The sequence below is a fragment of the Kribbella pratensis genome, from assembly GCF_004365355.1.
Taxonomy (GTDB): domain Bacteria; phylum Actinomycetota; class Actinomycetes; order Propionibacteriales; family Kribbellaceae; genus Kribbella.
In genome coordinates, this window is the sequence record NZ_SODP01000004.1 from 494,631 (window position 1) to 513,755 (window position 19,125).

22 protein-coding genes are annotated in these 19,125 nt (G+C 68.1%); 12 read left to right on the top strand and 10 right to left on the bottom strand.

The genetic code is table 11. The features are described 5' to 3' along the window. Window positions 1-3: 3 nt before the first annotated feature. Window positions 4-828, top strand: coding sequence for an aldo/keto reductase (locus EV653_RS36735; protein ID WP_134110454.1), 825 nt, complete (start codon window positions 4-6; stop codon window positions 826-828). A 36-nt stretch (window positions 829-864) separates the two neighbouring features. Here the strand turns inward: EV653_RS36735 and EV653_RS36740 are convergent, their stop codons facing one another. Continuing rightward, window positions 865-1,755 (bottom strand): LysR family transcriptional regulator, encoded by an 891-nt coding sequence (locus tag EV653_RS36740; protein WP_134110456.1) that lies wholly within the window; start codon window positions 1,753-1,755, stop codon window positions 865-867. 99 nt (window positions 1,756-1,854) lie between these two features. Here EV653_RS36740 and EV653_RS36745 point away from each other — a divergent pair, with 99 nt between their 5' ends. Together EV653_RS36745 and EV653_RS36750 are read left to right on the top strand one after the other, a co-directional pair. After that, window positions 1,855-2,106, top strand: coding sequence for a hypothetical protein (locus EV653_RS36745; protein ID WP_134110458.1), 252 nt, complete (start codon window positions 1,855-1,857; stop codon window positions 2,104-2,106). Beyond that, on the top strand, window positions 2,063-2,962 hold the full coding sequence (locus tag EV653_RS36750) for a LysR family transcriptional regulator (RefSeq protein WP_134110460.1): 900 nt from the start codon (window positions 2,063-2,065) through the stop codon (window positions 2,960-2,962). The genes EV653_RS36745 and EV653_RS36750 overlap by 44 nt, the downstream gene beginning before the upstream one ends. Here EV653_RS36750 and EV653_RS36755 read toward each other — a convergent pair whose 3' ends face one another. Next, a complete protein-coding gene (locus EV653_RS36755; protein ID WP_134110462.1) occupies window positions 2,963-3,634 on the bottom strand; it encodes an NAD(P)-dependent oxidoreductase in 672 nt (223 codons plus the stop codon). An 81-nt stretch (window positions 3,635-3,715) separates the two neighbouring features. Here EV653_RS36755 and EV653_RS36760 point away from each other — a divergent pair, with 81 nt between their 5' ends. Next, the gene (locus tag EV653_RS36760; RefSeq protein ID WP_166679677.1) at window positions 3,716-4,360 is read left to right on the top strand and encodes a TetR/AcrR family transcriptional regulator; all 645 of its coding nucleotides are present in this window, start codon (window positions 3,716-3,718) and stop codon (window positions 4,358-4,360) included. On the opposite strand, the gene EV653_RS36765 is transcribed toward EV653_RS36760, so the two are convergent. Beyond that, window positions 4,311-5,078, bottom strand: a complete 768-nt coding sequence (locus EV653_RS36765) for an SDR family NAD(P)-dependent oxidoreductase (RefSeq protein ID WP_134110466.1) — start codon at window positions 5,076-5,078, stop codon at window positions 4,311-4,313. The genes EV653_RS36760 and EV653_RS36765 overlap by 50 nt on opposite strands. 63 nt (window positions 5,079-5,141) lie before the next feature. On the opposite strand from EV653_RS36765, the gene EV653_RS36770 reads away from it, so the two are divergent. From EV653_RS36770 to EV653_RS36785, 4 genes are all read left to right on the top strand, one after another. After that, window positions 5,142-5,783 carry a pyrimidine 5'-nucleotidase gene (locus EV653_RS36770; protein WP_134110468.1) on the top strand — a complete coding sequence of 214 codons (642 nt, stop codon included), beginning with the start codon at window positions 5,142-5,144 and terminating at the stop codon, window positions 5,781-5,783. A 94-nt stretch (window positions 5,784-5,877) separates the two neighbouring features. Further along, window positions 5,878-6,576, top strand: coding sequence for a FadR/GntR family transcriptional regulator (locus EV653_RS36775; RefSeq protein WP_134110470.1), 699 nt, complete (start codon window positions 5,878-5,880; stop codon window positions 6,574-6,576). Next, window positions 6,573-7,001, top strand: coding sequence for a GNAT family N-acetyltransferase (locus EV653_RS36780; RefSeq protein WP_134110472.1), 429 nt, complete (start codon window positions 6,573-6,575; stop codon window positions 6,999-7,001). Before EV653_RS36775 ends, EV653_RS36780 begins: the two co-directional genes overlap by 4 nt. Before the next feature lie 71 nt (window positions 7,002-7,072). After that, entirely contained in the window at window positions 7,073-9,025 is a 1,953-nt protein-coding gene (locus EV653_RS36785; protein WP_134110474.1) for a glycosyl hydrolase family 28-related protein, read from the top strand. A gap of 14 nt (window positions 9,026-9,039) precedes the next feature. Here the strand turns inward: EV653_RS36785 and EV653_RS36790 are convergent, their stop codons facing one another. Continuing rightward, complete coding sequence (locus EV653_RS36790; protein WP_202871996.1) at window positions 9,040-10,596, bottom strand: MFS transporter; 1,557 nt, start codon at window positions 10,594-10,596, stop codon at window positions 9,040-9,042. A gap of 112 nt (window positions 10,597-10,708) precedes the next feature. Here EV653_RS36790 and EV653_RS36795 point away from each other — a divergent pair, with 112 nt between their 5' ends. Together EV653_RS36795 and EV653_RS36800 are read left to right on the top strand one after the other, a co-directional pair. Then, window positions 10,709-11,140: a MarR family winged helix-turn-helix transcriptional regulator gene (locus EV653_RS36795; protein ID WP_134110476.1), complete on the top strand. Its 432-nt coding sequence runs from the start codon at window positions 10,709-10,711 to the stop codon at window positions 11,138-11,140. Between the two features lie 3 nt (window positions 11,141-11,143). Further along, on the top strand, window positions 11,144-12,295 hold the full coding sequence (locus EV653_RS36800; protein ID WP_134110478.1) for a pyridoxal phosphate-dependent aminotransferase: 1,152 nt from the start codon (window positions 11,144-11,146) through the stop codon (window positions 12,293-12,295). A gap of 124 nt (window positions 12,296-12,419) precedes the next feature. On the opposite strand, the gene EV653_RS36805 is transcribed toward EV653_RS36800, so the two are convergent. From EV653_RS36805 to EV653_RS36815, 3 genes are all read right to left on the bottom strand, one after another. Beyond that, window positions 12,420-13,019 (bottom strand): hypothetical protein, encoded by a 600-nt coding sequence (locus EV653_RS36805; protein WP_134110481.1) that lies wholly within the window; start codon window positions 13,017-13,019, stop codon window positions 12,420-12,422. Window positions 13,020-13,107: 88 nt separating this feature from the next. Next, the gene (locus EV653_RS36810; RefSeq protein ID WP_134110483.1) at window positions 13,108-13,458 is read right to left on the bottom strand and encodes an ArsC/Spx/MgsR family protein; all 351 of its coding nucleotides are present in this window, start codon (window positions 13,456-13,458) and stop codon (window positions 13,108-13,110) included. Window positions 13,459-13,476: 18 nt separating this feature from the next. Next, window positions 13,477-13,938: a hypothetical protein gene (locus EV653_RS36815; RefSeq protein WP_134110485.1), complete on the bottom strand. Its 462-nt coding sequence runs from the start codon at window positions 13,936-13,938 to the stop codon at window positions 13,477-13,479. 45 nt (window positions 13,939-13,983) lie between these two features. On the opposite strand from EV653_RS36815, the gene EV653_RS36820 reads away from it, so the two are divergent. After that, window positions 13,984-14,370 carry a GNAT family N-acetyltransferase gene (locus EV653_RS36820; protein ID WP_134110487.1) on the top strand — a complete coding sequence of 129 codons (387 nt, stop codon included), beginning with the start codon at window positions 13,984-13,986 and terminating at the stop codon, window positions 14,368-14,370. Here the strand turns inward: EV653_RS36820 and EV653_RS36825 are convergent. Then, window positions 14,346-14,942 (bottom strand): ATP-binding protein, encoded by a 597-nt coding sequence (locus EV653_RS36825; protein ID WP_166679678.1) that lies wholly within the window; start codon window positions 14,940-14,942, stop codon window positions 14,346-14,348. The genes EV653_RS36820 and EV653_RS36825 overlap by 25 nt on opposite strands. A gap of 70 nt (window positions 14,943-15,012) precedes the next feature. Between EV653_RS36825 and EV653_RS36830 the strand changes: the two genes are divergently transcribed. Further along, entirely contained in the window at window positions 15,013-15,570 is a 558-nt protein-coding gene (locus EV653_RS36830; RefSeq protein WP_134110492.1) for a dihydrofolate reductase family protein, read from the top strand. 40 nt (window positions 15,571-15,610) lie between these two features. Here the strand turns inward: EV653_RS36830 and clpB are convergent, their stop codons facing one another. Together clpB and EV653_RS36840 are read right to left on the bottom strand one after the other, a co-directional pair. Then, entirely contained in the window at window positions 15,611-18,187 is a 2,577-nt protein-coding gene (clpB, locus tag EV653_RS36835; protein WP_134110494.1) for an ATP-dependent chaperone ClpB, read from the bottom strand. A 191-nt stretch (window positions 18,188-18,378) separates the two neighbouring features. Beyond that, window positions 18,379-18,915, bottom strand: coding sequence for a GNAT family N-acetyltransferase (locus tag EV653_RS36840; RefSeq protein WP_134110496.1), 537 nt, complete (start codon window positions 18,913-18,915; stop codon window positions 18,379-18,381). Between the last annotated feature and the right edge of the window lie 210 nt (window positions 18,916-19,125).

Sequence of the window (19,125 nt, forward strand, 5' to 3'; positions counted from 1 at the left end):
CAGATGAGCACAGTCCCCTCCATCACTCTGGACAACGGCGTCGAGATCCCGCAGCTGGGCCTGGGGGTCTGGCAGGTCGAGGACGAGATCGTCGCCGACGTGGTGACCACGGCGTTCGAGACCGGCTACCGGCACATCGACACCGCCGCGGCGTACCGCAACGAAGCCGGCGTCGGGCGAGCCATCGCCGCGTCCGGCCTGCCCCGTGACGAGCTGTTCATCACCACCAAGCTGCAGAACAGCGACCAGGGCTACGACTCCACGCTCGCCGCGTTCGACAAGAGCATCGACCAGCTCGGCCTCGAGTACGTCGACCTGTACCTGATCCACTGGCAATGCCTGAAGAAGGACAAGTACGTCGACACCTGGAAGGCGTTCGAGCAGCTGTACGCCGACAAGCGGATCCGCGCGATCGGCGTCTCGAACTTCCACGAACCCGCGCTGCGACGGATCTTCGAGGAGACCACGATCCGCCCGGCGGTGAACCAGATCGAGCTGCACCCGGCGCTGCCGCAGGACGGGCTGCGCGCGTTCAACGCCGAGAACGACATCGTCACCGAGGCGTGGAGCCCGCTGGCGTCCGGCGAGCTGATCGACGACCCGGCGCTGAAGACGATCGGCGCGAAGTACGGCAAGTCGGCGGCCCAGGTGATGATCCGCTGGCACCTGCAGCTCGGCAACGTGGTCATTCCTAAGTCCCGGACCGCGAGCCGGATCAAGGAGAACTTCGAGGTCTTCGACTTCCGCCTCGACAACGACGACATGGCAACGATCGCCGACCTCGAGACCGGCGTCCGCACCGGCGGCGACCCGGACGTGTTCGGCTAGGGGGTGTCTGGCTGCTCCGCGCAGTAGGCGGGGAGCCTAAATCAGCTCGAGGAAGCGTTCCAACACGGGCGAGCGGTTGTCCGGCGACCAGGCTACGGACAGTGGCCAGGGTGGTAGGTCGTCGGACAACTCGCGGTAGACCACGGCGTCCGGGTTGGTCGGTGGGGTCGGGCTGATCAGCAGGGAGACCCCGAGACCGGCCGCGACCAGCGCAACGATCGTCTGCACGTCGGCGGCCTGCTGGATCCGCGGGGTGAATCCGGCCGCTCGGCAGAACCCGATGATTGTGTCGTGCACGATGGGCCCACTCGGCCGCGAGTAGAACACGAACGGCTCGTCCGCGAGCTCCGCAAGCCGCAGCCGCTTCCGCCGAGCCAGCCGATGCCGTGCCGGCAGCACCGCCACCAGCGAATCCTCGGCGACCACCCGGGACGCCAGTCCCGGCGCCAACCGCACCACAGCCGTCGCATCGGCCGGCGCCGTCGGGCGCAGCAGCCCCACGTCGATGCGCCCGTCCCGCAGGGCCTCGGTCTGCCGAAGTGTCGTCCACGACTCCAGATCGAGCACCACCTCGGGATACGCCCGTCGGAACGCACCGAGGATCTGGGGCAGCGGCTCGAAGGTTGCCGACTGCACGAATCGCAGCCGCAGCGTCCCGAGCTCACCGCGTTGCGTCCGCTGCGCCGCGCGGACCGCTTCTTCCGACCGGCGCAGCAGGTCCTGGGCCTCGGCCAGGAACGTCGCGCCCGCAGCCGTCAGCACGAACCGCCGCTTCACTCGAGCGAACAACTCCACGCCCAGATCGCGTTCCAGCGCCGCGATCTGCCGGCTGAGTGATGGCTGGGTCAGGTGCAGCCGCGTGGCCGCGCGCCCGACGTTCATCTCCTCGGCCACCACCACGAACGACCTGAGCTGCCGTAGTTCCATGACCCCAATGATGCACCAGACACATCAACTCCGCGCAGAACTTTCATTGGACGCATCAAGGTTCTGATTCCTACTGTCGAAGGGTCGAAAGGAACCACCGTGCAATACGTACCGTTCTCCGTGATCAAGTCGATCCACGAGCAGACCCACTCCGCCATGCCGAGCGCCCCGATCCGGCCATATGTCCCGAAACGCCACCCGATCCGCGACGCCGTACGGCGCTGGCGGGAACGCCGTACGCCGGCGCCGCAGGCCGTCGAGCTGACCCTGATCGCTTCCCCAGCCGTTGCATGCGAAGCTGAGGTCCGTGATCGAGGTACGACGCCTGCGGGTGTTGCGCGCGCTGGCTGACCACGGGACCGTGACCGCGGCGGCCGAGGTGCTGCATCTGACGCCCTCGGCCGTCTCGCAGCAACTGGCGGCCCTGGAGTCCGAGGTCGGCCAGGAACTGCTCGAACGCCGCGGCCGCCGGGTCGCGATCACCTCCGCCGGCCGCCTGCTCCTCGAACACACCGACACCATCCTCACCGAGGTCGAACGCGCCGAGGACGCGATGCGCCTGCACGCGAATGGCGCCAACGGCGAGGTCCGCGTCGTCGCCTTCGCCACCGCGATCACGCTGCTCGTCGCGCCGGCCCTCCCCCGGTTGCGCGAGACGACTCCCGGCCTCGATCTCGTCGTACGCGATGCCGAGGGCCACGAAGGCATCACCCACCTGCTCGACGGTGACGCCGACCTCGCGATCGCCGTCGAGCACCGCGGCTCACCCCGCCCCGACGACCGGCGGCTGGTCCGGATCCCCTTGTACGCCGAGCCTTTCGTCGCCGTCCTGCCGCCGACACACCCGGCCGCGGACCAGAACACGATCGAGCTCGCCATGCTCGCGAACGACGACTGGGTGATGACCGCGCCGGGCAACCCGATCCGCGACGTCGTCGTCCTCGCCTGCGAGCAGGCCGGATTCCAGCCGCGGATCGTCCACCAGTCCGACGACTTCCGTGCCGTCGCCGCCCTCGTTGCGGCAGGCGGCGGCGTCTCGCTCGTCCCGCGCCTCGCCGTACCGGAGCCGACGCTCGCGCTGATCCGCCCGCTCCCCGACCCGGTGCCGGCCCGCCGCGTGTACGCCGCCGTCCGCGCGAGCCGCGCCGACCACCCACTCATCACCGCCACCCTCGCCATCCTGACCGAGGTCGCCGAGAAGCTGTAGTCAGTTGGCGATCAGGACCGTCTTCCGGATCAGGTCGGCGTTGTCGATCGCGCCGAGCAGGTACGTCGCGACGTCGGCTCGGGTCATCGAGAATCCGCCGCGCACGGTCCCTTCGGTGTTGCTGCGGAACGTCCCCTTCGCGGCGCCGTTGGTCAATCGCGGCGGACAGACGATGGTCCAATCCAGCTCGCTGGCCCCGACGACGGCCTCCATCCGGCGAGCGTCCGCGAACGATTCCCGCAGGATCCGCTGCAGGATCGGCTTCACGACGTACTTCGTGTACGGGTCGTCGCCTGTGCTGTGAATGCCCGCGACACTGACCACGAGGAATCGTCGTACTTCGCTCTCACCCATCGCCTGCAGGATGCTCTGCGCACCGTCGGTGAGGACTGTGCTCAAACCTGACGGACGAGGACCCAGTGCGGAGAGCACGGCGTCGTGTCCCTCCAGGACCGGCGCGATCGCCTGCGGATCCATGACGTCGGCGGTCACGACATCGACCAGTCCGCCGGTGACGCCGGCCCGCGCGGCGACCAGCCGGAGCTCAGGTAGTGCCACCTGGAGACTCGATCCTTCGCGGACAACGGCCGTGATTGTGTGCCCGGCCGCCACGCCTTGGCGCACCAGCTCGGTCCCGATCCGGCCGGACGCCCCGAACACCACCAGTTTCATCGTGAACCCCTCCAGGTTAGTAAACACTCACTCACCATGGTTAGTGAACACTCACCAACCTGTCAAGATAGGCTGCCGCCCATGGGGACGAGAGACGACATCCTGGACGCGGCCGCGGAGGTGCTGCGGACGCAAGGATTCGCACGGGCCACGACCAAGTCGATCGCCCAGGTCTCCGGGTACTCCGAAGCCGCGCTCTACAAGCATTTCGCGGACAAGGCCGCGATCCTGCTCGCCGTCATGCACGAGCGGATGCCCACGCTCCCCGGTTCACTCAAGGAGCTGATCGGCAGCCCGGGTTCGGCGACGGTCCACGCCAACCTGACCCGACTGGCCGGGATCGCCATCGACTTCTACATCGAGGGTTTCCCGATCCTGGTGTCACTGTTCTCGTCCCAGGACCTTCTGACCGCCCATCGCCGGCGTCTACAGGAATTGGACGCCGGGCCGCACAAGGCGCAGGAGGGACTGGTCCGCTACCTGCAGGAAGAGCAGAAACTCGGCCGCGTCCGTCGTACCGCGGATGTCGGAGCCGCGGCCGCGCTCCTGTTCGGCGCGTGCTTCCAGCGCGGCTTCGAGGTCAACTTCTCCGGTGTCACGCCGTCCGTCGAGGAGCACAACGCCTACGCCGGCGCGCTCGGCAGGACCATCTACGAGTCCCTGCGCCCGAACCCGCTCAAGCGCGGCGTCGGCCGTCCAGGCCCACGGTCGAGACCCGCGCGATGAGCGCTCGCGGGATGAAGCGGGTCCCGGCGACGATCAGCTTGTAGCGGCGGCTCGGGATCGAGATCGCCTTGCCGCGCATCAGGTCCCTCCAGGCGGCGTCGACCAGGTCGGTCGCGTCCAGCCACATGAACGACGGGATCAGCGACTTGTCCATCCCCATCCGCTCGTGGAACTCGGTGTGCACGAATCCCGGGCACAGCGCCATCACCGCGACGCCCTTCGCGTGCAACTCGAGCGCGAGGCCGGCCGAGAAGTTCGTCACCCAGGCCTTGTGCGCGCTGTACACGTTGCGCTGCAGGAACCCGGCCACCGACGACACGTTGATCACCGCACCGGAGCCGCGCTCGATCATCGGCAGGACGGCCGAGTGCGTGAGCCGCAGTACGACGCGAACGAGCAGATCCAGCTGCTTCTCCTCGACGTCGACCGGGTTCGCCCAGAACGGCTTCTTCTGCCCGAAGCCGGCGTTGTTCACCAGCACCTCGATCGGACCGGTGCGGAACCGCTCCTCGACCCGGGCCAGATCGTCGGCGTCGGTCAAGTCGGCGGCCAGCACCTCGCACTCGACCCCGTGCAGCCGGGTGATGTCGGCGGCGACCTCCTTGAGCTTGGCCTCGTCCCGCGAAACCAGCACCAGGTCGTAGCCCTCGAGCGCCAGCTTGTCCGCGAACGCACGGCCGATCCCGGTCGCCGGCCCGGTGACAAGCGCAGTCGGCATGTTCTCCGTCCTCCCTCACGGGACACCGTGTATCACCCTCAGTCTGTCACCTACGCTGGTCGAGTGCTGGCGGACATCGACACCTGGGTTCTCGATCTCGACAACACCCTCTATCCCGCCCGCTCCGCGCTGGCCGAGCAGCTCACGCATGGCATCCTGTCGACGATCGCGCAGTACTACGGGACCGACCTCGCCGGCGCCCGCCGGATCCAGTCCGAGCTGGTGGCGGAGTACGGCACGTCGCTGCGCGGCGCGATGGTGACCGGGACGATCGACCCGCACGACTTCCTCGGCTTCGAGCGCCGCATCGACTACTCGGTCATCGGCCCGGATCCCCTGCTGACGGACGCGCTCACCTCGCTCCCCGGCCGCCGGTACGTGTACACGAACGGCTCGGCGTACCACGCCGAACAGGCCCTCGGACGCCTCGGCCTGACCGACTGCATCGACGGCGTTTTCGACATCCTCGCCGGCGACCTGATCCCCAAGCCGTACGCCGAAAGCCTCGACGCGTTCCTCGAGCTGTACGGCGTCGACCCCGCCCGCGCCGCGATGTTCGACGATCTCGAGGTGAACCTCACGCTGCCGCACGAGCGCGGGATGACCACGGTGTGGGTGACCGACGGGACGGCGTACGAGCAGGTGGCCGAACGCCGGTGGCGGACGACCGACCTCCGCACCTTCCTGGGCGCGCTTGACGTCTGATGAATCGCACGACCGCTCCCGCGCGCCAGGCGGGCGAGCGCGGGATGTGACCGGAAATGGTCTGAGGACTTACGCTTCGGGGAGGAGGTGACGAATGGCTGCCACGGACAAGGCGCTGGCCGGTCTGCGTCAGATGATCGCGTCGGGCCAGCTCGGGCCGCGGGCGAAGTTCCCGCCGGAGCCCGAGTTGTGCGACCACCTGGGGGTGTCCCGCAGTTCGTTGCGTGAGGCGGTGCGGTCGCTGGCCGCGCTCGGTGTGATCGAGTCCCGGCACGGATCGGGCACCTACGTCTCGGCGCTCGACCCGGCCGCGATCATCAGCCGGTTCTCGCTGTCGGTCGAGCTGATCCCGCTCGAGGGCGTGCTCGAACTGCTGGAGGTACGCCGGGTGCTCGAGTCGCACGCCACCGCCTCGGCCGCGGCCCGCCAGGACCCGGACCTGGAGGCGCGACTGGGCGACATCCTCGACCGGCTCGAGTCGACCACGGACGCGATCGAGATCCAATTCCTCGACGCCGAGTTCCACAACGCGATCTGCACAGCGGGTGGCAACCCGACCGTCACCGCTCTCACCGGCGTGATCCGGGGCCGCGGCGGCCACTACCGCATCTTCGAGCCCGGCGCGGACTTCGACGCGATCAAGCAGACCAGCGATCGCGGCCATCGCGCCATCCTCGACGCCATCTCCACCCGCGACCCGGCCGCCGCCGCAACCGCAGCCTCCGCCCACATCGCCCAGACCGAGCTCTGGCTCCGGGCCCTCCGCCCGGTCCCCCGGCCCGACCTGCCATGAGGTGGACCCTGCGCCGTGCCGAGCCGACCGATCTCGAGGACCTGGTCGAGATCCGGGCCGTCGTCATGCGCCCGGACCTCGAGCGTCTCGGCCGGTACGACGCGCATCGCGTCCGGCAACGACTGCGCGACGGGTTCTCGCCCGAGCACACACAGATCATCGAGGTCGGCGGCAAGCTCGCCGGCTCGATCGCCGTCCGTCCGGCCGAGGATCGCAGATGGCTGGAGCACTTCTATGTGGCTCCGCAGCATCAGGGCCAAGGCCTCGGCACCGAGGTCCTGCGCACCGTTCTGGACAGCACTGACGGAACCGTCTGGCTCAACGTCCTGCAGGGCAGTCCGGCCCGCAAGCTGTACGAGCGCCACGGCTTCGTCGTGGAGAGCGAGGACCCAGTTGACGTCTTCATGGTCCGGAAATTTCTCTGAGCTGTTGAGATCTTGCGCGCAGATCGTCGGGTGCATAACCTCCAGACAATTCGTCCGGAGGGGATCCGCCAATGTCCCGTTCACGCTTGCTCACGGTCGCGGGCGCGACCGCACTCCTCGGTGCCGTCCTCGTAGCTCAACCAGCCGCCGCGCATCCGGCCCCGCGGATCACGCGGGCCGGGCTCGATCCCGCCCTCGTCGCCGGCCGCGGCGCCGACGTACCGTTCGTCGAACAGGAGGCCGAGAACGCCGTCTTCACCGGCGAGAAGATCGGCCCGGGGCGCGACGCGTACACGCTCCCGGCTGAGGCCTCCGGGCGGGCCGCCGTACGGCTGCAGCCCAAGCAGTACGTCGAATTCACGCTGACGCGTCCGGCGAATGCGCTGACGTTGCGGTACAGCATCCCGGACGCGCCGGCTGGTGGCGGGATCACTGCTCCGCTCGACGTCTCGGTCGACGGGAAGCACAAGCGAACGATGACGCTGACGTCGCAGTACGCCTGGCTCTACGGCATGTATCCGTTCTCCAACGACCCGAACGTCGACCCGACCCCGGGCTGGTGGAAACCCGAGCCCGACCCAGTCGCCAAGCCCTTCCGGCCGAACCACTTCTACGACGAGCAGCGCGTGTTGCTCGACCGTACGTATCCGGCCGGCTCACGCGTCCGGTTCGCCGTACCTCGGGCGACTGCCGCGGCATGGACCGTGCTCGACGTCGCCGACTTCGAGCTGGTCCGAGAGCCTCTCAAGCAGCCTGGTCGCTCGTTGGACGTGCGGCTGTTCGGTGCGGACCCGACCGGTCGGCACGACGCGGCGCCGGCGATCGAACGCACGATCGCCGCAGCACAACGGATCGGCTGGTCGGTGTTCATCCCGGCAGGCACGTTCCAGGTCAATCGGCACATCGTCGTCGACAAGGTGACGATCCGCGGCGCCGGCAACTGGTGGACGATCATCAAGGGCAAGGTCCTGCCGCTGGCCGAGCCCGCGCCGGACAAGTCTGTGCACAGCGCACCCGGGTTCTACGGCAAGTACGCCGCTGACGGCGGGAGCACCGACGTACAGCTGTCGGACTTCGCGATCGAGAGCGATGTCCGCGAGCGGATCGACACCGATCAGGTGAACGGGATCGGCGGTGCGATCGGCGGCGGTTCGACGATCGAGAACCTGTACCTGCACCACACCAAGGTCGGCATCTGGCTCGACGGCCCGATGGACGGGCTGCTGATCCGCAACAACATCATCACCGATGCCGTTGCCGACGGCATGAACCTGCATCTTGGTGTGTCCAACGTTCGGGCGACCAACAACTTCGTCCGCAACAGCGGCGACGACGGGCTGGCGATGTGGTCAGAGTCGAACGCCGACGGGCTGGTGAACCACGACAACGTGTACGACCACAACACCGTTCAGACGCCGGTGCTTGCGAACGACATCGCGATCTACGGCGGGCGAGACAACGCTGTGACCGACAACCTGGTCGCGGATCCGATCCGCGAGGGCAGCACGCTGCACGCGGGTTCGCGGTTCAACGCGACGCCGTTCGAGGGCACGCTCACGTTCGCCCGCAACACCACGGTCCGCGGCGGTCCGCGGGATCTGAACTGGGACATCGGGCTCGGCGCGATCTGGCTGTACGCGTTGCAATCGACGATGTCCGGGACGATCGAGATCACCGACAGTTCGTTCCTGGATTCGACGTACAACGCGATGATGTTCGTCGTCGACTGGCCGGTGAAGGACGACTACGCGATCACGAATGTTGCCGTCCGCAACATCAAGGTCGACGGCACCGGGACCAACGTGGTGAACGCCCGGGTCGGCGGCTGGGCGACGTTCGAGAACGTCGACGCGCGCAACGTCGGCGCGCCGTTCGTCAACAATTGCGGGACGTTCCACTTCAACGGGCCGCCGGAGTTCGAAGTCCGGGACCTGGGTGGCAACGACGGCGGCTGGACCGGCGCGACGTGGTGCGAGGACCGCCCCGCCGTCGTACCGCCCCCGCCGCCGTCACCCTGGAACTGAGGATCCTCAGCCCATCACAATCGGCCGGCGTCGGCGGGCTCACGCTCGCCGGGCCGGGGCGCCGGCGACTGCGATGGCGTGGGGATCCGGAACGCGAGCACGAGGACGATGGCGCCGACCAGGACGATCCCGGCGCCGACGAGGGCCGCGACGTGCATCGCGTGGATGAACGCGTCGTTCGCGGCCTTCACCAACTCCGGGCGGCCGAGCGTGCCCGCCACGTGCCGGGTCGCCTCGGCCGACGTACCAGCGGCATCCGGGAGGCCGACGAGCGACGGCGCGATCCGGTGCTGGTAGGTCGACGAGACGATCGTGCCGAGAATGGCGACCCCGAGCACGCTGCCGACCTGGCGAAGGACGTTGTTGACGGCCGATCCGGCACCCATGCGATCGAGCGGAAGCGTCGCCAGTACGGCGGTCGTGGTCGGGGCCGTGGTCATACCGATGGACAGGCCAACGAGTGCGCCGACCACTCCGACCCACACCAGTGAGGTGTCGACGTCGTAGATCAGGTTCAGCGCGGAGCACGCAGCCAGCACGAAGACCGCCGTACCCGAGACTTTAGCCACGCCGAACCGTGCCGCGAGCCTCGAGCCCAACTGCGAGCCGACGATGACACCACTTGCTGCAGGCAACGACATCAGGCCGGCCGACAGGGCGCTCATCCCGCGGGCGCCCTGCAGGTAGAACGCGAGGTAGAAACTCTGGCCGGTCAGCAGGAGGAACACGACCGCCAGGGTGAAGTTGCCGGCCGCGAACCGGCGGTTGCGGAACAGGCGCGGATCGAAGCTCGGCTCCCTTTCCCGCCACTCGGAGAAGACGAATCCGGCGAGCAGGACGAGGCCGGCCGCGATGCTCGCCCAGACCTGCCAGCGGTTCCAGCCGCCCTGGTGGCCGCCTTCGATCAGTCCGTACGAGAGGCCGAGCAGACCGAGGGTGGACAGGCCGAGGCCGAGCGGATCGAGGCGGCGGCGCTGTGGGCTTCGTGGATTCGGCAGTACGAGCGGGGCGCCGACCAGCCCGAACGCGACGATCGGCAGGTTGATGGTGAAGACCGAACCCCACCAGAAGTGGTCGATCAGCAGACCGCCGAGCACCGGTCCGACGGCGACCCCGACACCGGCCGACGAGCCCCAGATCGCGATCGCGCCGGCCCGGCGTGCCGGCGGGAACGTCCAGCCGATGATCGCCATCGACGTCGGCATGATCAGCGCGCCGCCGAGGCCCATCGCGGCGCGAGCCAGGACGAGCGCGACCGGCCCGGTGGCCCAGGCGGCCCAGGCCGAGGCGCCGCCGAAGATCAGCAGACCGAGCATGAGGATGGTCCGGTGGCCGTAGCGGTCACCGAGAGCACCGGCCAGAAACAGCGCGGTGGCGAAGAGCAGTGAATAGATGCCGACGGCCCACTGGAGTTGGCCCGGCGTGGCGCCGAGGCCGTCGACGGGGTCGGCCAGGCGTTCGAGAGCGATACCGAGAACGGTCGAGTCGATCCAGATCAGGACGGCCGAGACGACCAGGATGGCGAGGATGCGGCGTTGCCGCCGCTCGGGGATGGGGTCGATGGAGGACACGAAATCTCCTATAATTGTCAGGACCCTGACGAGATCTCGATCATCCTCAATTGACAGGAACCTGTCAATCGCCTTTTCGTGTCCACTCGCGGACCCGGGCAGAATGGGGAGCATGGACTCCTATGGCGACGACGGCTGCGTGACGTTCCTCGTCCGGCACGCCTGGCTGAGCATGCGCTCCGTGCTCGCCGAGGCGCTCGACGAGCACGGGCTGTCGGTGCAGCAGTACGGGACGCTGCTGTGCGTACGGAAGGATCCGGGTCTGACCATCGCCGACGTCGGCCGGGTGGTCGGCACCACGCGGCAGTCCGCCAACGAGCTGATCACCGGGATGGAGCGGGCCGGCCTGGTCGAGCGCAGGCCGAACCCGAAGGATCGGCGTACCCAGCAGGTCCACCTGACCGACGCCGGAGCCCGCCGGCTCGACGAGGCGACCCCGGCGATCCGCAAGGTCGAGGACGAACTCGAAGCCTCGTTCACGGCAGCCGACCGCTCGGCCGCGCGCGCCTGGCTTGCGCACATGGTCACGGCCGTCGAGGGTTAGGTAATGCGCGCACACGCTGAGCGGTTGGACGGACTGGGTACGACGATCTTCGCCGAGATGTCCGCGCTCGCGGTGGCGACCGGGTCGGTCAACCTCGGCCAGGGCTTCCCGGACCGCGACGGGCCCGACTCGTTGCTCGAGGACGCGATCGCGGCGATCCGCGCGGGCGCGAACCAGTACCCGCCGGCTCGCGGCGTACCCGCGCTGCGGCAGGCGATCGCGGATCATCAGAAGCGGTTCTACGACCTGGCGTACGACCCGGACACGCAGGTTCTGGTCACCACCGGCGCCACCGAGGCAGTCGCGGCGGCGCTGCTCGCGTTCGTGGAGCCGGGTGACGAGGTGATCGCCCTCGAGCCGTACTACGACTCGTACGCCGCCGGCATCGCCTTCGCCGGCGGACGGCGCGTGCCGGTGACGCTGCGCGCACCGTCGTACCGCCTGGATCTGGATGAACTGCGGGCCGCGGTCACGCCGCGGACGAAGGTCCTGCTGATCAACTCACCGCACAACCCGACCGGCACCGTCCTCACGGATCTCGAACTGCAGGGCATCTGCGACGTCGCGATCGAGCACGACCTCGTGGTCATCACCGACGAGGTCTACGAACACCTGGTGTACGACGGCCTCCAGCACCGGCCGCTGGCGTCGTACGACGGCATGGCGGACCGGACCGTGTCGATCAGCAGCGCCGGCAAGACCTTCGCCGTCACCGGCTGGAAGATCGGGTGGGTGACCGGGTCGCCCGAGGTGGTCACCGCCGTGACGACCGCCAAGCAGTTCCTCACCTTCACGTCCGGCGCCCCGTTCCAGCCCGCCGTCGCCAACGCACTTGCCCTAGGCAACGACTACTTCGACGCCCTGCGCGCCGACCTCCAGTCCCGCCGCGACCTCCTCGCGAACGGCCTCACCGACCTGGGCTTCGAGGTCCACCGCCCCGCCGGCACCTACTTCATCACCACCGACATCCGCCCCCTCGGCCACACCGACGGCATCGCCTTCTGCCGCATGCTCCCCGAAAAAACCGGCGTCGTAGCCATCCCCCACCAAGTCTTCTACGACAACCCCACCCCCGGCCGTCCCCTGGTCCGCTGGGCCTTCTGCAAACAACCCGAAGTACTAGAAGAAGCCCTCAACCGCCTCCAGAAACTCTGAGCTGTGCACGCGGTAGGACATCGACCGGCCTCTTGTGGCAGACTTGAGGTAGCTCGCCAGGTGCTGCTTGGTGAGAAGTGAAGCTGGGACCCCCACCGGAGGATGGGACCCAGCTTTCGCGCTTTCAGCGCACGACAACCTCGTGCTCGGTCAGGATTTCGGACATCGCCAGCAGCCAGCGCGGTTCGCCCAGTCTCGCCGCAGTGAGCGCGCCGGCGACAGCATCCGGGATCCAGAGCATCGGCTCGTCCCGCGGCCGCGCGAATCCGACCCTGAACCCGTGCGGGATCAGGCCCTTGTCTCGCGCCGAGTCCACCAGCCGGAGGTCACGCTGATCGGGCGTACTCGTACGAGACTCCAAGCAGACCTCGTCGACGCCGATCAGCGCCAACTCGTAGAACAGCCGCTCCATACAGCAGCGCCGGGCTCGCTCCTGCTTGGAGCGATGCACCGGCGCCCCGGTAGCGACGATCGCCGCCAGATCGAACGCGGCGATCGCCGCCGCGATGCGGTCGCGACGCTTGGCCGACTCGTCGACCCAGTGCAGGCGACCACCTTTGGTCAGAGTGAGGGCCTGCAGGCTCTCCAGCATTGCGGTCACCGAAGCGGTCTCGACGACGGCTGCTGCCAACGTATACGTCCCACCCGGGCACCGCGGCCCGTCGATAATCACCGACTCGTCGACCCATGCGGACAAGGTGAACTCGCGGGTGGAATCGGACACCCGAGGATTGTCCAGGAAAGGCTGAAGTCAGGGCCGCGACTATCCACAGGTGTCGCGGGGCATTGCGGGGCAGGCCGGGGCAGATTGGTTAGGGGAGGAACTTGGCGAGGGATTCGGGGTCTCGGGCTACCGCTGTGGTGTTGTCATCGGCGGTGATGATGGGGCGTTGGATGAGGATGGGGTGGGTGGTCATGGCCTCGATCCAGGTGGGGCGGTGGGCTGCGTCTCGGGGGACGGTGCGGAGGGGTTCGGCTTCGGGTTCGTTGGGGCGGATGAGGTCCCAGGGTTCTAAGTTGAGGCGGGTGAGGACGGCCTCGAGTTCTTCGGCGGTGGGTGGGTCGTCGAGGTAGCGGCGGACTGTGTAGGGGATGCCGGCCTCGTCGAAGGCTTCAGTGGCTGCTCGGCATTTGGAGCAGGCGGGGTTGATCCAGATCTCCACGGAAGTGCTCCCGAGCAGCTAGGGGTGGAACCAGAGTTTGGTGGGGCGTTGCAGCATCAGGATCAGCAGGGTGACGTGGATCGCGAGGCCGAGGAGGCCGGCGGGTAGGGACATCACACCGCCGGCGATGCCCAGCGCCGCGACCGCGATCAGCGTGTAGCGCGACCAGCGGCGGCGCTTGCGGAGGTACAGCGCCGGGACCAGGTAGATGAACGCGCAGATCATCGCCGCCGCGACCGCAACCGGCGCGTTGCCGCGGGAGCCGGTCAGTACTTCGGAGATCTGGTCGCCGGCCGACGTGAGCGTGAGGATCGCCAGCAGCAGGCACAGCACGCCCAGCCCGATCGCGATCACCGAGGCGATCGTCACCTGCCTGGGCGGAGTCAGCTGACCGCCGTACGTATCCGGAGCCGCACCGAACAGACCGCTGTACGGTCCTGGCCGCTCCTCGCCCGGCACGTCGCCGCGCTGCTCACTCATTCGGTCCGCTGTTCCTTCCACCTACCCCCTCCCCGATCCTGCCAGATGACCCAAGGAGGCTCCGGGAAATGTGTTGTCGTCCGGGAGCGGTTCGAGCCGGCGAATCTCGAGTCCGAGCCGGTGCAGGTGTTTGCACTTGGTCCGGATGGGGTCATGCTCGGCGGATGTGCCGGGCGGGTCGAGCGTAGCTGGCACTGGCTGACCATCGACACGATGTGGGTCGACGAGGCCAAGCGCGGCCTGGGTCTGGGCTCCGCACTCCTCCGGTCGATCGAGGACGAAGGCCGCCGCCGCGGGTGCCGATGGTCAGACGTCACGACCTTCGATTTCCAAGCGCCTGGCTTCTACCGGAACGCGGGCTACGTCCAGTACGGCGTGAAGCACGACTACCCGCCCGGGCACACGAACTACTTCTTCCGTAAGGACCTCTGACGCACGGTGATGTCGAGGTGCGGGAAGCGCAGGTACGGCGTGATCTCGGCGTGCGGTAGGTCACACAGGAAGTGGACTGTCGTGCCGGTCGTGCCGTCGTCCACGATCGGCTCGAGGTCGGTTACTGGGATGCCGTGTTCGTAGCGTTGGGTCCATGAGCCGTTCTCGCGGCGGTTGGTGTGGATCAGCCAGTCGCTGAGGGCGGCGACGACGGACATGCCGCGCCGCGGGTGGCCGTCGGGGAGCAACGGGGCGGCGAGGTCGTCGAAGAAGCGGAGGTCCTTCGTGGCCATGACCGGCTTCTTCACTACGTTCCCGTGCTCATCGACGCGTGTGTCGGTGCCGCGTCCGTTGTCGGCGATCGAGATCGAGCCGTCCCCGTGGAGCGTGACCGTGCACTGCCCGTGCTGCCCGGCGGACTCAGCCTCGTCGTCCGCGTAGGCGAGCACTTCGAGCACCAGATGCAGTACGCCGCCAGGCGCATACCGATCGACCTCAGCGCGGATCGCGTCCAGATGATCTCGGTCGACCGAGGCCGCCCAGTCGTGCGTCGTGTTGATCCATTGCGTCACTTCCCCATTCTCCCCGATTCCCTTCGGGCCGCTGGCCGGTCTACACAGCAAAAGCCCGAAAGGAAGACATATGCGCAAGATCATCGCCTCGACGCTGGTGACGCTCGACGGGGTTGCCGAGGATCCCAGCGGCTACAGCGGTACGTCGTTCGGCGGATGGGCGCTGCCGTACTTCGGGGAGGAGTCCGTGCGGCTGTCCATCGAGAAGCTCGCGGGCTGCGACTACTTCCTCTGCGGACGCCGTACCTATGAGATGTTCTCGGCCGCATGGGGCAATGCCGAGGGACCGTATCCCGATCGGCTGCGGAACCTGAAGAAGTTGGTTGCCTCCAGCACCCTCAAGGGCGACCTGACCTGGAATGCCGAACTCCTCGAGGGCGATGCGATCGCCGCCCTGAAGAAGCTCAAGGAGCAGGACGGCGGCGACATCATGATGTACGGCAACCCGACGCTGTTCCGCAGCCTGCTCGAGAACGACCTGGTCGACGAGCTCGACCTCATGCTGCTCCCGGTGCTGCTCGGGACGGGTTCGAAGCTGTTCCTGGACGGAACGCCGCCCACGAAGCTGACGCTCGACAGCCACGCCACGTTGGACAACGGCGTGACGATCCTGAGCTACCGGATCTAACGAAGAAGGGCCCGGTCATGAAGACCGGGCCCTTGTTCTGTCAGGACACCTCGAGGGCGTCCTTGGCTTCGTTCAGCGTGACCTTGACGGTCTCGCCGTCGCGGATCGAGCCTTCGAGCAACCCGCGAGCCAGCTCGTCACCGATCGCGGACTGGACCAGCCGGCGCAGCGGACGGGCGCCGTACACCGGGTCGTACCCGGTCATCGCCAGCCATTCCATCGCGCCGTCGTCCACCTCGAGCGTGATCCGCCGGTCGGTCAGCCGCCGCTGCAGCGCGGCGATCTGCAGCGCCACGATCTGCGTCAGCTCCTCGCTGCCGAGCGCGTCGAACAGCACGATCTCGTCCAGCCGGTTGATGAACTCCGGCTTGAACGACTGTCGCACGACCGCCATCACCTGGTCGCGCTTGGCCTTGTCGTCCAGCGACATGTCGGCCAGGTACGCCGAACCCAGGTTGCTGGTGAGGATCAGGATCACGTTGCGGAAGTCGACCGTACGACCCTGGCCGTCGGTCAGCCGCCCGTCGTCCAGCACCTGCAGCAGGATGTCGAAGACCTCGGGGTGTGCTTTCTCCACCTCGTCGAGCAGGATCACCGAGTACGGACGCCGCCGTACTGCCTCGGTGAGCTGACCGCCCTCTTCGTACCCCACGTAGCCGGGCGGGGCGCCGACCAGCCGCGCGACGCTGTGCTTCTCGCCGTACTCCGACATGTCGATCCGGACCATCGCCCGCTCGTCGTCGAACAGGAAGTCCGCAAGCGCCTTCGCCAGCTCGGTCTTGCCGACACCGGTCGGGCCGAGGAACAGGAACGAACCGGTCGGCCGGTCCGGGTCGGAGATGCCGGCCCGCGCCCGCCGTACGGCGTCGCTCACGGCCTTGACCGCCTCGCGCTGACCGATCAGCCGACGACCCAGCTCGTCCTCCATCCGGAGCAGCTTGCCGGTCTCACCCTCGAGCAGCCGCCCGGTCGGGATCCCGGTCCACATCGCGATCACCTCGGCGATCTCGGTCGGACCGACCTCCTCGTTGACCATGGCCTCGGGACCCTCGACGACCTCGTCCTCCTCGGACGCCTTCTCGAGCTCCTTGGTGAGCTCGGGAATCTCGCCGTACAGGATCCGCGCCGCGGTCTCCAGGTCGCCGTCGCGCTGGGCCCGCTCGGCCTGGCCGCGCAGCTCGTCGATGCGCTCCTTGACCTCACCGACCCGGTTCAGGCCGGACTTCTCGCGCTCCCAGCGGGCCTCGAGGGCGCGCAGTTCCTCCTCGCGGTCGGCGAGATCGGCACGCAGCCGCTCCAGCCGCTCCTGCGACGACGGGTCCGCCTCGCGGGACAGCGCGAGCTCCTCCATCTTCAGCCGGTCGACGGTACGACGGAGCGAGTCGATCTCGACCGGGGACGAGTCGATCTCCATCCGCAGCCGGGACGCGGCCTCGTCGACCAGGTCGATCGCCTTGTCGGGAAGCTGACGGCCGGAAATGTAGCGATGCGACAACGTGGCCGCCGCAACCAACGCAGAGTCGGAGATGGCGACCTTGTGGTGCGCCTCGTACCGCTCCTTCAGACCACGCAGGATCGCGATCGAGTCCTCGACCGAGGGCTCGCCGACGAACACCTGCTGGAACCGGCGCTCCAGCGCCGGGTCCTTCTCGATCCGCGTGCGGTACTCGTCCAGCGTCGTGGCGCCGATCATCCGGAGCTCACCGCGGGCCAGCATCGGCTTCAGCATGTTGCCGGCGTCCATCGCGCCCTCGCCGGACGCACCGGCGCCGACGACGGTGTGCAGCTCGTCGATGAACGTGATGATCTGACCGTCAGACTCCTTGATCTCGGTCAGCACGGCCTTCAGCCGCTCCTCGAACTCACCGCGGTACTTCGCACCCGCGACCATCGCACCGAGGTCCAGGCTGATCAGCCGGCGGCCACGCAGCGACTCGGGCACGTCACCGGCCACGATCCGCTGGGCCAGCCCCTCGACGACGGCGGTCTTACCGACGCCGGGCTCACCGATCAACACGGGGTTGTTCTTGGTACGACGGGACAGCACCTGGACCACGCGGCGGATCTCGGAGTCACGGCCGATCACCGGGTCGAGCTTGCCGTCTCTGGCCCGCTCGGTCAGGTCGACGCCGTACTTCTCCAAGGTCTTGGTGGTGCCTTCAGCCTCCGGGGAGGTGATCCGGCGGTTGCCCCGCATCTGGTCGAACGCCTGCAGCAGCGCGTCCGCGGTCACGCCGAGCGCGGTCTTGGCCACGCCCTCGACGGTCGCGAGCGCGATCAGCAGGTGCTCGGTGGAGACATACTCGTCCCCGAGTCCGAGGGCCCGCTGCTCTGCCTGGTTCAGCACGTCGCCGGTCTTCGGCGACAGGCTCGGCGCCTGCACGCTGCCACCGCTCGCCTTCGGGAGCCGGCTCAGCTGCGCGGCCGTCCTCTGGCGTACGGCGTCAACGTCGCCGCCGGCTGCCTCGAGCAGACCGATCGTCGTCCCCTCGGGCTGCGCGAGCAGCGCGGAGAGCAGGTGAATCGGTTCCACGGTCGGGTTGCCCGCCGCGGACGTCTGACGGATCGCGACCGACAGGGTTTCCCGGGCCAGCGTCGTCAACCGCTGAACGTCCATCTATTTCCAGCCTTTCCAGCTCAACGTACAAGTCTCACCAGACACAACCTATCGAAACTTGAGTCCATTCCACTCAACTCTGAGAAATCCCAGGGATCATTCAGGGTGAGCACGCTGGGTAGCTGACATGCGTCGCCGAGCGCGGGCACCAGTCGGTGGCCGGCGATACGTAGCTGGTGAGAGTCGTGCCGCTACGTGCTGAACTCGGAGGCGCGTATCCGATAGACCTGCAGGTTCAGGTCGTAGTACTTGTCGGTCTCGCCGACCCACTGCATGCCGAGGCGCTGCGCGGTCGCGATCGCACGCTTGTTGTTCGGGCGGGCGACCGCGAACAGTTCGTCGACATCGCCCTCCTTGAACGCCCAGCTCATCAGCCCGCGGCTGGCCTCGGTCGCGTATCCGTTGCCCCAGGCGCTCGGCCGCAGCTGCCAGCCGATCTCCAGATCCTCCTCGTACGGCGGGAGCAGCCGGATCAGCAATGCGCCGACGATCTCGCCGTCGTCGCGACGCGCCACCGCCCAGCGGCCGGCCGGGACCACGAAGTTCGGCTGGGCCTCGATCCAGGACTGCAGGATCAACCGCATGGTCGCGGCGTCCGGCACCTTGTCGATGGCCGGTGACAGCCAGGGCGCCACGTCGGCGGAGCCAAAGATCTCCAGCGCGGCGTCGGCGTCGTCTTCCTCCCAGTCCCGGATCAGCAGCCGGTCCGTCTCCAGCTTCAGCGTCACCCCGCCAGGGTATGCGGTCGGTGGCCGCAGACAACAGGTTCGGGAGTGACCGGCAGGTGAACGCACGCGAAGCCTCCGGCCTGTCCGGCCGGAGGCTTCGGTGGAAGAGACCGCAGGGCGGTCCGGTAACGGACCACCCCGCGGCGGTCGAAGGGCGCCGGGGGAATGACGCGCCTTCGACTGTGGAGGCGTCGCGGGGGAACGACGGCC

Bases quoted from the DNA above. Each gene is read 5' to 3' on its own strand.
- EV653_RS36735 (WP_134110454.1), top strand. From the start codon at position 4: ATGAGCACAGTCCCCTCCATCACTCTGGACAACGGCGTCGAGATCCCG.
- EV653_RS36740 (WP_134110456.1), bottom strand. From the start codon at position 1,755: ATGGAACTACGGCAGCTCAGGTCGTTCGTGGTGGTGGCCGAGGAGATG.
- EV653_RS36755 (WP_134110462.1), bottom strand. From the start codon at position 3,634: ATGAAACTGGTGGTGTTCGGGGCGTCCGGCCGGATCGGGACCGAGCTG.
- EV653_RS36760 (WP_166679677.1), top strand. From the start codon at position 3,716: ATGGGGACGAGAGACGACATCCTGGACGCGGCCGCGGAGGTGCTGCGG.
- EV653_RS36765 (WP_134110466.1), bottom strand. From the start codon at position 5,078: ATGCCGACTGCGCTTGTCACCGGGCCGGCGACCGGGATCGGCCGTGCG.
- EV653_RS36775 (WP_134110470.1), top strand. From the start codon at position 5,878: ATGGCTGCCACGGACAAGGCGCTGGCCGGTCTGCGTCAGATGATCGCG.
- EV653_RS36780 (WP_134110472.1), top strand. From the start codon at position 6,573: ATGAGGTGGACCCTGCGCCGTGCCGAGCCGACCGATCTCGAGGACCTG.
- EV653_RS36785 (WP_134110474.1), top strand. From the start codon at position 7,073: ATGTCCCGTTCACGCTTGCTCACGGTCGCGGGCGCGACCGCACTCCTC.
- EV653_RS36795 (WP_134110476.1), top strand. From the start codon at position 10,709: ATGGACTCCTATGGCGACGACGGCTGCGTGACGTTCCTCGTCCGGCAC.
- EV653_RS36800 (WP_134110478.1), top strand. From the start codon at position 11,144: ATGCGCGCACACGCTGAGCGGTTGGACGGACTGGGTACGACGATCTTC.
- EV653_RS36815 (WP_134110485.1), bottom strand. From the start codon at position 13,938: ATGAGTGAGCAGCGCGGCGACGTGCCGGGCGAGGAGCGGCCAGGACCG.
- EV653_RS36820 (WP_134110487.1), top strand. From the start codon at position 13,984: ATGACCCAAGGAGGCTCCGGGAAATGTGTTGTCGTCCGGGAGCGGTTC.
- EV653_RS36830 (WP_134110492.1), top strand. From the start codon at position 15,013: ATGCGCAAGATCATCGCCTCGACGCTGGTGACGCTCGACGGGGTTGCC.
- clpB (WP_134110494.1), bottom strand. From the start codon at position 18,187: ATGGACGTTCAGCGGTTGACGACGCTGGCCCGGGAAACCCTGTCGGTC.